Origin of the sequence: Undibacterium sp. JH2W (assembly GCF_049340425.1) — a bacterium.
Taxonomy (GTDB): Bacteria; Pseudomonadota; Gammaproteobacteria; order Burkholderiales; family Burkholderiaceae_D; genus Undibacterium.
This window is the reverse complement of record NZ_JBMPOT010000019.1, coordinates 97,062-109,027: the sequence shown is the minus strand read 5'-3', so window position 1 is coordinate 109,027 and position 11,966 is coordinate 97,062. Positions and strand designations below refer to the sequence as shown.

Genomic DNA, 11,966 nt, shown 5'->3' with positions numbered 1-11,966 from the left:
GTTAGGGCGCCGCTTCCTGCGGACCGGTGTGTCTAATAACTCCAAAGTAGCTCCCGCTAAAATGTAACGGGAACTACTTTGAGGGTTTTTTATGCCGGTGTACAGACGGGGCTGATGAGGTGCTTACCCTGGAAGCTGCGGTTGTTGGCGATGTAGACATTGCTGTTCCAGTTATTGACGACGACATTGCCATCGACCACGCCACTACCACCACTGACTGTTGCCAGTGGCGCCAGGATGCTGGCGTTGAGGGCGACGTTGGTGAAGGTCAGTTTCTTCGCTGTGCTGAAGTTGAACAGGGTGTTGTAGTTCTTGAAGCCGTCTGGCATGCCGCCTTGCATGCCACTGTCACCACTGACGTTGATGATGATGGTTTGCCCTGGGTTCAGGTTGACGAAGTTGGCGTAAGTGACGTTGAGCAGGTCAGCTCCCTTGACGTTGAAGATCTGGGTGCCGTTGGTACCGTCGCCCTGGAAGGTCATGCCGTTGAACTGGATGCTGGTCTTGCCATTGGCGGTTTGGGCTGCCAGGTTGGTGGACAGGTCGGTCAACTGGGTTTTGTTATCAGTAAAGCTGAATGGCGGTACTGCTTTGACGACAGTATCTGTTTGCGGCAGGTTGTTGACAGTTTTGCTGCTGCCGTAGGTGGCTTTGCCATGGGTGGAGCCACCATTGAAGGTGAGTTGGTTACCAACGATCAAGGACATGCCCTGGTAGTTCTTTTGGGTGGTGTCCATGCTAAAGGCGGAGACATTGAAGTTGTGCCCTACTGCCATGGTGCCAGCCACTTCTCCTGCGGTAGCAGTAAAGTCATTGAAGATGAAGGCGTTGAACTGCCCTGCCAGGCCGAGGTCTGCACTGGTGAGTACAGGCGGCGCAACAGCGGTCACGGTGAGGCTGACGGTGGCGAGGTTGGAGTCGACCTTGCCGTCGTTGACTTTGTAGCTAAAGCTGTCTGTACCAACATAGCCTGCGGTGGCTTTGTAGGTAAAGCTGCCGTCAGCATTGAGGGTGACGCTGCCATGGCCGGCTGTGCTGATGAGTTTGCTGCTGAGGGTGTCGCCATCAACATCGGTGCCGAGTGCCTTGATGAGGATGCTGGTGGCATTGTCGACGGTGATGCTTTGGTTGCTGACGGTGCCGTGGGCGGGCTGGGTGGTGATGCGCACGGTCAATACGTCGGTGCTGTCGGCATCGCTGGCGTTGCTGAGCAGGCTGAGGTTGATGCTGGTGTCTTCATCAAGGCTGGCACTGCTGTTGCTGGCCACGGGGGCGTGGTTCATTGCCGTTGATGACGCCGCTACCGCCATTGATGCTGGCACGCGGGGCGAGGATGTTGCCATAGACGCCGGTGTTGATGCTGCGTCCTGGTATAACCTGATCAGGCCGCATCAGCATTTACATGGATACACGTTTGCAGAAGTTTGGACAGGGATTAATCCGTACTTCACAGCACCTCAATCTGTACATAAATTTGAGGCTTGGGATGGTTTGTTGCAGGGATATTATTTGCGGCGTTAGTCAATCCTCGCTGGACCCAAATGTGTATGTTAAGCGGGCAGTTTAGCTGTTCAGGATGAAACTCGCCGCGATCAAGTGATTTGCATAAATTTTAATCAGCACAACAACTTTAGTCGCTCGCGTTGATTAAAAAATAGTCGTTTTTGTGTTCAGTTAAGCCAAAACTGTCGCCAGATTTTGCAAAATTTGCAGGTCTGGCAAAGTGATTTGGTTTAACTGAACTGGGGGAACAATTCAGACGAAATCTCATCCTTCAATGTGGGAGTCGGCTAATACTTGTGGTAGAACCACTTGACTTTAAGATTCTGGTAGCTGGACTTAACATAGTCACAAATCTAGCAGCCGGTAGCATAGTCCAGGTTGCTCCTAAATCCGCACTCCTGTAAATGCCTATTTCAGTCAGCAAATAGAATGCGCGAAATCCACTTGGTAAAAGCTCGCCTACTTGAAAATCGTCTGGCAAAATCTCTATATCATTGATTTTATTTAATGTTTTTCGATCAAGTGCTATAAAAAGATCTCGCCTATAATTATCTGCCAGGTCACTTTCATAATTAACTAAAAGATAAAGATAATTATCTGAAATCTTGCGAATATCTAGTTTTGCATCGGGTGGCAATCCAAAACCTTCCTCTTCCCAACTCTTTCCTTGATCCAGACTAACGAATATTTTTCTTAGGCATTGCATGTAAAGTGAATCCATCAACATGCCTTTCAATTCACAATTATGATGTGAATTTTCGATATCGCTAAAAGAATTTTGTTTATCATTTACCAATCCTGCGGTATTGCTACTTATAATTTCCCAGGAAAGACCAAAATCTAAGCTTTTATATAAAGTAGATTTGCCTCTAACAAATAGCACTTCACGATTGCCAGAAAAACTAATGCACGAATCAGCTTCACCATTAAAAGTTTTCAACGCCACTGATTGGCGCCAGTGTCTACCTACATCGTCACTGATATCCAAAGTATCTTGACCGCAGCCTAAAAGGCTGCCGTCAATTTTCTTGATTTCATAGTATTTTTTAGTAGTTTCCGCAGCACGACCTAAATTTTCCCAATGCGTCCCCCTATCAATTGACGTTATTACATCTCCACCATGTCGATTCGTAAAAAATAGCTTATTTCCCTTCGATATGAAATAACCATCAATGGTTAATTTTATTGGAACAAATTCTGTCCATATTCCATCTTTAGCCTTAAATCTGGCATGCCACCTGTTTGTTTGCGCATACACGTCACCATCAGGATAGACATACATACTATAGTACCAAGGATCTGATGGTCGTTGACGCTGATCAGAAAACGCGCGGTCCATCAATGCAAACAGAATAAAACAGGCGAAAAAGAGTTTTTTTATCATGGATGTTCGCTAAAGTTACTTTGATCACGTAGGGATATTATCTAATTTTAAGTAGTTTCAATGTCTCTTAAAGCGAAACGGCGGCTAGACAGCCGCCGTTTAATTTGACAAATCTCAACTACCCTGACAAAAATCTCAACTTCTGTGGCACTTTACAGTACTCAAGAAAATCATCCGAAAGCTTAGTTGAACTGACTAAAATCTGGCTTACGCTTCTGGAAGAAAGCCATGAATGCTTCTTTGGCTTCTGGTGCATTCAGCATCGCTGAAAAGTGCTGGTTTTCTTCTGTCATCTTGGCGCTGATGGCGGCGGGTTGATTGCCTTTCATCAAACGCTTGGTTACGCGTATGGAGGCTGCGGGCAATGCTGCCAGTTTGGCGGCTTGCTGCTGGGCGTAGGGCAGTAATTCTTCCAGTGGCAATACTTTATTGACGAAACCCATTTCAAAAGCCTCTGCAGCGCTGAAGGCTTCACCGAGCATGAGTTTTTCTGCTGCGCGTTGATAGCCGACAATTTGCTGGAAGACCATGCTGGAGGCAAATTCAGGGCACAGACCCAGTTGCGTAAAGGGCATGGACAGTTTGGCATTGTCGGCCAGATAAATCATGTCGCAATGCATGAGCAGTGTAGTGCCTATGCCAACTGCGGCGCCGGAAACGGCGGCAATCACGGGCTTGCCTGATTCATTCAGGGCCTGCATGAATTGATAGACCGGTGGCACGGTGTCTGGCTCGGCCAGGCTGCGGGCATTTTTCATGAAGTCTTCAAGATCATTACCGGCGGTGAAGATTTCTGGTTTGCCAGTGATGAGGATGGCGCGTACGGCCACGTCTGTTTCTGCATCACGCAATGCATCTGCCATGGCCTGGTACATGGCCTGGGTGATGGCGTTTTTCTTTTCTGGACGATTGAAGTTGATCGTCAAAATTCCGTTTTCTTTGTGGGTCAGGATATCCATAGTGCTAGTCTCTTTTTATTGATCAAGTAGATTGTGGTGCGGTAGTCAGCCATTGTAGGGCTTGCTGCCAAAGTGTGTTGCGGAACTGTGGGCGGAAAAAACCAAAATGCCCTATGCGTTTGGCATCAACGTCTTTAGGATGGATATAGCGTCGCTCGACCCTGGCATTGCTGTAGTAGTCATGCATGCTGTCTATGCTGCGGCGGCTCATCATTTCATCGTCGGTAAAACTCATGCAGAGTATGGGCTTGTGAATTTTATGGTGGCCGGTTTGCATGGGGCTGCCATCCTTCTCCACAAAATATTCAGGGCTACGGCACCAGCGTGACCATTGATAAATCACGCCCTTGGGCAAGTCACCGACCTTGCGCATTTTCTTGCCAGGGAAGTAACCCCAGATACGGGTGTACAAGGGCACGAGGAAATACCACATGAGCCAGACAAACCGTTTCAGTTGCGGTGAATTATCGCGCCAGTAGCCACTGCCGCAACCAACCGTCAGCATGCCGTCAATGAGATGATTGTCAGGCACCAGGCCAGGTAATTGCCCGCCTAGCGAGTGGCCGACGATGAGCAAGGGTACATCAGGTTGCCATTCTTTTGCAGTCTTGAGAGCTGCATTGTAGTCATGCTCGGCCCAGACCAGGATGTCGGCATCGAAGCCACGTAATGAATTGCGGTATTGCGCGGGTATGGATTCACCCATGCCGCGATAATCAAAACTCAGGACGGCAATGCCATTCTCTGCCAGAAATTCAGCAAAGGGTTCGTAGAAATTTTGCTTCACGCCCATGGCCGCCGGCATGACGACGACTGATTTTATTATGCTTGTGGGTGTAAATTTTTTTGCTGTCAGCGCAGTGCCGTCAGCGGTAATAATTTGTATCGTCTCCATCATAGCTCCTTAAAGCTCAGCTCCTTAAAAAAAACCGCGCAGTTTCAGTCTGCGCGGTTTAATTTTATTCAGGCAAACACAACAGAATTACATACGTTCAAAAATACCGGCAGCGCCCATACCTGTACCTACGCACATGGTGACCATGCCGTATTTGAGGTTGTTGCGATGCAGGGCATGGATAGTCGTTGCAGAACGGATCGCACCAGTTGCACCCAGTGGGTGGCCCAGGGCAATCGCGCCGCCCATAGGGTTGACTTTGGATGGGTCCAGGCCCAGGTCTTGTACTACGGCCAGGGATTGTGCTGCAAAGGCTTCATTCAATTCAAACCAGTCGATCTGGTCTTGCGTGATGCCAGCGGCACGGCATGCTGCCGGGATGGCTTCTTTAGGACCTATACCCATGATTTCTGGTGGTACGCCACGTACTGCAAAAGAAGCGAAACGTGCCAGTGGTGTCAGGTTGAATTCTTTCAGGATTTTTTCGCTGACCAGGATCAGGGCACCAGCACCGTCAGAAGTTTGCGAGCTGTTACCTGCAGTGACGCTACCTTTGGCGGCGAATACAGGTTTCAGTTTTGCCAGACCTTCGATGGAGGTATCTGGACGTGCGCCTTCGTCACGGCTGACGGTGCGGGTTTTCAGTTCGATTTCGCCCGTTGCCAGGTTAGGCACGCGGTCGATGATATCGACAGAAGTTGTCTCTGCATCAAAGTAACCTGCATTTTGCGCAGCGATAGCACGTTGGTGCGATTGCAGGGCAAATGCATCCTGTGCTTCACGGGATACTTTCCATTGCTGGGCCACTTTTTCTGCTGTCAGACCCATGCCGTAGGCCATGCCTACGTTTTCGTCTTTCAGGATAGCCATGTTCATCGATGGATTGCTGCCCATCATAGGCACCATGGACATGGATTCAACACCGCCAGCAATCATCACGTCAGCCTGGCCAACGCGGATGCGGTCTGCCGCCATCGCAACGGCAGTGATACCGGATGCGCAATAGCGGTTGATGGTAACGCCACCGATAGTGTTAGGCAAACCTGCCAGCAAGATACCCATGCGCGCCAGGTTCAGGCCTTGTGCGCCTTCAGGGAAAGAGCAACCGATGATGGCGTCTTCAGCCAGCTTGGGATCAAGATTAGGTACTTGTGCAAAAGCGGATTGCAGTACACGTACCAGCAAATCATCAGGGCGGGTGTTACGGAACATGCCACGACCAGATTTGCCGATCGGGGTACGGGTAGCAGAGACGATGTAGGCGTCTTGGAGTTGTTTAGTCATTTTTGATTACCTCAATTCGTTAAGGTCAGCTAAAACTTATTCTCAACAAAGACCCCTCAACACAGAGGCACAGAGACACAGAGGAACGGCGGAGAAGATCGAGTTGCCAGGCTATTCTCTGTGTCAACTCTGTGTCTCGGGGTTTCTGTGCTTCGGTGGTGAGAGGTCTTGGATCTTAAGTTTTTCCTTTTTAATTACGGACTGGCTTGCCAGTTTGCATCATGCCCATAATGCGCTCTTGTGTTTTTGGATGATTCAGCAATTCCATAAACGCCTTGCGCTCCATGTCCAGCAGCCATTGCTCGCTGACCAGGCTGCCATTATCGATGTCACCACCGCAAACCACTTCAGCAATCATTTTGCCGAGTTTGAAATCATGTGCAGAGATGAAGCCGCCATCACGCATATTGATCAGTTGTGCAGCGATCGTGGCGATGCCATGGCGGCCAGTAACTGGTACCAGTTTGCGCATAGGGGCGCGGTAACCAGCATCAAACATGGCGCGAGCTTCTACCTTGGCAACGTGCAGCAATTCGTAAGGATTGAAGACGATGACATCATCTGCAGACAAATAGCCCATCTTCTGTGCTTCCAGCGCCGATTTGGAGACAGCGGCTGTGGCTGCATTGGTGAAGTAGTTTTTCAGGAACTGCAGCAAATCTGTGCCTTTGGCATCTGCCGCTGCACGTACTGCTGCTTCTTTCAAACCACCGCCGCCAGGAACCAGGCCTACGCCCACTTCTACCAGACCGATGTAAGACTCAATGGATGCCACGCGTTTTGCAGCGTGCATCATCAATTCGCAACCACCACCGAGTGCCAGGCCAGAAACAGCAGCAACCACAGGGATGTTGGCATATTTCAAAGCCTGATGTGCATCTTGCAGGCGGGAGATTGCTGGCTCGATTGCTTTCACGCCACCGGACATGAACAAAGGCAGCATGGCTTGCAAGTCAGCACCGGCAGAGAAGGCACCGCCGTCAGCAGCGTCTGCACTCCAGATGACCAGACCCTTGAAGTTTTTCTCTGCTTCAGCGATGGCTTTTTCCATGCCTTCGATAACGCCTGGGCCAATCACATGCATCTTGGTTTTCAGTGACAGGACCAGTACGTCGTCATTCTGATGCCAGATACGGACGGAGTCATCTTCAAAGAAAGTCGTGCCAGCGTTTGCACCAGTTGCCACGCCCGTACCCAGTACCGGCGCACGGAAGGCTTGACGGTCATATACCGCCAGTGTGGAACGTGGCACGAATTTGCCGCTTGCTGGTGACCAGGAACCTTCTGCTGTGTGTACGCCCGCATTTTCTGCAACCTTGCCATCAAATACCCAGGCTGGCAGCGGTGCATTGCACAGCGCCTTGCCGGCGTCAATATCTTCCTTGACCCAGCCTGCCACTTCTTGCCAGCCAGATGCCTGCCATGTTTCAAACGGGCCTACATTCCAGCCAAAGCCCCAGCGCATCGCAAAGTCGATGTCGCGTGCATTGTCAGCTATCGTTGCTCCATGCACCGCGATGTAATGGAAGGCATCACGGAAAATCGCCCACAGGAACTGTGCCTGTACATTGGTCGATTCACGCAGGGTCTTCATTTTCTTGACCGGGTCTTTTTCTTTCAGCATGCGGGCGACAACGTCGTCAGCCTTGGCACCGCCAGTCACATATTGTGCTGTGGCGAAGTCCAGACGCTGGATGTCCTTGCCGACTTTTTTGTAAAAGCCTGCACCGGACTTTTGACCCAGCGCGCCTGCTGCGACCAGTTTGGCCAGCACTTCAGGTGTTTTATAAACAGCGAAGAAAGGATCATCAGACAGATTGTCTTGCATGGTCTTGATGACATGGCCCATGGTATCGAGACCAACCACGTCAGCAGTACGGAAAGTACCGGAAGAAGCACGGCCCAGTTTTTTGCCTGTCAGGTCATCGACGACATCGACAGTCAGACCAAATTTTTCTGCTTCATAAATCGTTGCCAGCATGCCGAAGATACCGACGCGGTTGGCGATGAAGTTAGGTGTGTCTTTGGCGCGAACTACGCCTTTACCCAGGGAAGTCGTCAGGAAGCCTTCGAGCTGATCGATGATTTCTGGACGGGTTGCGACAGTAGGTATCAATTCCACCAGGTGCATATAGCGTGGTGGGTTAAAGAAATGCACACCGCAGAAACGGGCTTTCAGTTCTGCATCAAAGCCGTCAGACAGGGCAGTGATGGACAGGCCGGAAGTGTTGGATGCAAAAATCGCATTTGGCGCAATGTGCGGAGACACTTTTTTGTACAGATCATGTTTCCAGTCCATGCGTTCTGCAATGGCTTCAATGATCAGGTCGCAACCAGCCAGCACGTCGAGGTTGTCTTCATAGTTGGCGACTTCGATCAGGGCTGCATCATCCTTGTTGCCCAGTGGCGCAGGATTGAGTTTTTTCAGGTTCTCGATAGCGCGCAGGACGATGCCATTCTTAGGGCCTTCCTTGGCCGGCAAATCAAACAGGACTACAGGTATCTTTGCATTGATACAGTGAGCAGCAATTTGCGCACCCATCACGCCAGCGCCCAGAACGGCGACTTTTTTAACGATGAAATTGGTCATTTTTAACCTCAGGTAGAACGCCCCTTCCCATGTACATGGGTAGGGGCGCATGTTTGATTAGAACAAATCAGCTTCGAGTGCCAGCAAATTGGCAGAACCAGAACGTGCCTGGCGGATCAGCATCGCTGTTTCCGGATACAGGCGGGCAAAGTAGAAACGCACTGTTGCCAGTTTGGAGATATAGAATTTGTCGCCAGAATCTTGTTTTTCAAGAGCGATTTTTGCCATTTGTGCAAAGAAATAGCTATAAACCAGATGACCAACTACACGCAGATAAGGCACGGCAGCAGCGCCGACTTCATCCGGGTTCTGGAAGGCTTTCATGCCGATTTCCATGGTCAGCTTGGTGACTTTGTCGCCCAGCTCAGCCAGTGGCGTGACAAATTCTGCCAATGCTTCGTTAGTGCCATTAGCTTCAACAAAAGCCTGTACCTTGGCACCGAACTTGCGCAGTTTTGCGCCATTGTCCATCAGGATTTTACGGCCCAGCAAATCGAGGGACTGTACTGTGTTCGTGCCTTCATAGATCATGTTGATACGGGCATCACGAACATATTGTTCCATGCCCCATTCAGCAATAAAGCCGTGACCGCCGTAGACTTGCAGACATTCAGAAGTCGCAGTCCAGGCATTGTCAGTGATGAAGGCTTTGATGACTGGTGTCAGCAAGGCGACTTCGTCAGCGCAATCTTTACGGATTTGTTCATCAGGATGATTCAGTTCTTTGTCCAGTTGCAGGGCAACGTAGGAGCAGAATGCGCGTGCGCCTTCTGCGTAGGCTTTTGCTGTGAACAGCATGCGGCGTACGTCAGCGTGAACGATGATAGGGTCAGCTGGCTTGTCCGGTGCCTTAGGGCCGGACAGGCTGCGCATCTGGATACGGTCTTTGGCGTAGACCAGGGCATTTTGGTAAGCCACTTCTGTCAGACCCAGGCCTTGCATGCCCACGCCCAGACGTGCAGCATTCATGAACACGAACATCGCATTCAAACCCTTGTTAGGGCCACCGATGAGCCAGCCAGTTGCACCGTCCAGGTTCATCTGGCAAGTGGAATTGCCATGGATACCCATTTTTTCTTCAATCGCGCCGCAGAAAATAGGATTGCGATCACCATTGCTGCCATCTGCATTCGGCAGGTATTTAGGAACGATGAACAGGGAAATACCTTTCGAACCTTCTGGTGCGCCTGGCAGACGTGCCAGTACCAGATGGACGATGTTTTCTGACATATCGTGTTCACCGGCTGAGATGAAAATCTTTGCGCCTGTGATTTTGTAGCTTCCATCAGCCTGTGGTTCTGCTTTGGAACGCAGCATGCCCAGGTCAGTACCGCAATGTGGCTCGGTCAGGCACATGGTGCCAGTCCAGTCGCCAGAGATCAGCTTGGGCAGGTACAGGGATTTTTGTTCTGGAGTACCGTGTTCATGGATACATTCATAGGCACCATGCGACAAACCTGGGTACATGGACCAGGCCTGGTTGGATGAATTCAACATTTCATAGAAAGAATTGTTGACTACCAGTGGCAAGCCCTGGCCACCGAATTCCGGGTCGCAAGACAATGCAGGCCAGCCAGCTTCCACATATTGTTTGTAGGCTTCTTTAAAGCCTTTTGGTGTGGTGACAGTGTGGTTAGTCTTGTCGTGGTGGCAACCTTCGCGGTCACCGGAGTGGTTCAGTGGGAACAATACATTGGCAGTAAACTTGCCGCCTTCTTCCAAAATCTGGTTGATGATGTCGCCATCAACATCAGCGTGCTTGGGCAGCTGTTTCAATTCTTCTTCTACATTCAACAGCTCATGCAACACGAACTGCATATCACGCAATGGAGCGATATATTGACCCATGATTTTCTCCTGACGGCAAAGTTAAAACGGTAAATGTGGATACTAAATTTTTTGCGGCGATGATTATCAAAATCAAACAGTGATATGCACCGGCGCGTAATACTCGATCATTCGTTCAAATCCGATCTCGGCACGACCTACACTGCCCGGCTTGCGCAAGAAACGCGCATCATGGTGCAGGGCTAATATCAGGCCGTACATTTCATACACAATCTGTTCAGGTTCGACATCGTCACGCAAATGGCCCAGTTGTATCGCCTGTGCAGCAGCACGGTGCAAGGCACCCTGCCACGCGTGGACCATACCAACCAGCTCATCCCTGATGGGCCCTGCCCTGTCATCGTATTCGGCTGCACCGCTGATGTAGATACAGCCAGAAGCAATCTCTACCGTGACGCGCTTGACCCATAAGGCAAACATGGACTGCAAACGCGGCAAGCCACGTTCTTCTTTCATGCTTGGATAAAACACCTCTTGCTCGAAATGATGGTGATACAGCTTCAGCACTTCGATCTGTAAATCCTCACGCGAACCGAAATGGGCGAACACGCCAGACTTGCTCATGTTCATCTTGTCGGCCAGCAAACCTATGGTCAGCCCCTCTATGCCATCACGGCTGGCAGCGTCCAGAGCTACGTCCAGAATGGCGGCGCGGGTCAGTTCCCCCTTGCGCATGAATTTTGATGTCATATTCATATTACATTGATTGTGTTGAAAAGATTCATGTCTGCCCGTAGTGACCATTAAGTGAAGCAAAAAGTGATGCAAACAAATGAATTTATCGAACGCTCGTACTATTATGCACAGCGCATGAAAAGTCAAACCAGATTCTGTCTTTAGAGGAGAGTATCTATTATGTTTTTGCCTCCCACCATCCGCTTTTTGACTATTCCACCGAGTCCGGCTCAGTCCCGACCTAGTCTTGATTATGCGTCTGGTCCAGCTGTCGCCTGTCACGCTTGGTGGGCCTGCCTGTCATGGTCGCAGTTGGTTCACGGAAATACTTCCTGTCTTCTGCTGCCTTGGCACGTTTTGCTGCACTTTCTGCGGTTTCTTCATACATGGTCTGGGCGATGGTGGCCGAGCCACGGGTTTCCAGTATGCGCAAGACCCTGACCTGCCATACCTGCTCAGCCTGCTGCACCTCAATCAGGTCGCCGACTTTAACATTATGCGCTGGCTTGACGCGCTGCTCATTTTGCAGGGCACGGCCCAGCTCTATGGCATTCGTCGCCAGGCTACGGGTTTTAAAGAATCTGGCTGCCCATAGCCATTTATCGATACGGGTGGTCTCACTCATGAAGGTTGTCACTTTTCAGTTCAGGATAAACTAGCTTTGTAAAGCAAGTATGACGTTAAAAAATACGTTCATTCTATTTTGATGCAATTTATGGCAGCTGTCAGTCAATTACAAGGCATTTTCGCCCAATGTTTGTGCATACAACAAAGCAACACCCCAAGTCGCGCTATGTTGCAGTGCGCATAGACAATAAACTGAACGAC

At 50.1% G+C, this 11,966-nt stretch carries 10 protein-coding genes; all 10 read right to left on the bottom strand.

Going from position 1 to position 11,966, the window contains the following annotated elements:
* Positions 1-89 precede the first annotated feature (89 nt).
* The gene (locus ACO0LC_RS24205) at positions 90-1,283 is read right to left on the bottom strand and encodes a collagen-binding domain-containing protein (RefSeq protein ID WP_423007969.1); all 1,194 of its coding nucleotides are present in this window, start codon (positions 1,281-1,283) and stop codon (positions 90-92) included.
* Positions 1,240-1,398 (bottom strand): hypothetical protein, encoded by a 159-nt coding sequence (locus ACO0LC_RS24200; RefSeq protein WP_423007967.1) that lies wholly within the window; start codon positions 1,396-1,398, stop codon positions 1,240-1,242. Before ACO0LC_RS24200 ends, ACO0LC_RS24205 begins: the two co-directional genes overlap by 44 nt.
* A 376-nt stretch (positions 1,399-1,774) precedes the next feature.
* Positions 1,775-2,887 (bottom strand): hypothetical protein, encoded by a 1,113-nt coding sequence (locus tag ACO0LC_RS24195; RefSeq protein ID WP_423007965.1) that lies wholly within the window; start codon positions 2,885-2,887, stop codon positions 1,775-1,777.
* Positions 2,888-3,069: 182 nt separating this feature from the next.
* On the bottom strand, positions 3,070-3,846 hold the full coding sequence (locus ACO0LC_RS24190; RefSeq protein ID WP_423007963.1) for an enoyl-CoA hydratase: 777 nt from the start codon (positions 3,844-3,846) through the stop codon (positions 3,070-3,072).
* A 22-nt stretch (positions 3,847-3,868) separates the two neighbouring features.
* Positions 3,869-4,741, bottom strand: a complete 873-nt coding sequence (locus ACO0LC_RS24185) for an alpha/beta fold hydrolase (protein ID WP_423007961.1) — start codon at positions 4,739-4,741, stop codon at positions 3,869-3,871.
* Positions 4,742-4,828: 87 nt separating this feature from the next.
* Positions 4,829-6,025 (bottom strand): acetyl-CoA C-acyltransferase, encoded by a 1,197-nt coding sequence (locus ACO0LC_RS24180; protein ID WP_110255346.1) that lies wholly within the window; start codon positions 6,023-6,025, stop codon positions 4,829-4,831.
* A 190-nt stretch (positions 6,026-6,215) separates the two neighbouring features.
* A complete protein-coding gene (locus ACO0LC_RS24175) occupies positions 6,216-8,615 on the bottom strand; it encodes a 3-hydroxyacyl-CoA dehydrogenase/enoyl-CoA hydratase family protein (protein WP_423007959.1) in 2,400 nt (799 codons plus the stop codon).
* Positions 8,616-8,672: 57 nt separating this feature from the next.
* A complete protein-coding gene (locus ACO0LC_RS24170; RefSeq protein ID WP_423007956.1) occupies positions 8,673-10,463 on the bottom strand; it encodes an acyl-CoA dehydrogenase C-terminal domain-containing protein in 1,791 nt (596 codons plus the stop codon).
* Between the two features lie 72 nt (positions 10,464-10,535).
* The gene (locus tag ACO0LC_RS24165; RefSeq protein ID WP_423007976.1) at positions 10,536-11,138 is read right to left on the bottom strand and encodes a TetR/AcrR family transcriptional regulator; all 603 of its coding nucleotides are present in this window, start codon (positions 11,136-11,138) and stop codon (positions 10,536-10,538) included.
* A 241-nt stretch (positions 11,139-11,379) separates the two neighbouring features.
* Complete coding sequence (locus ACO0LC_RS24160) at positions 11,380-11,763, bottom strand: RNA-binding S4 domain-containing protein (RefSeq protein ID WP_423007954.1); 384 nt, start codon at positions 11,761-11,763, stop codon at positions 11,380-11,382.
* Positions 11,764-11,966 lie beyond the last annotated feature (203 nt).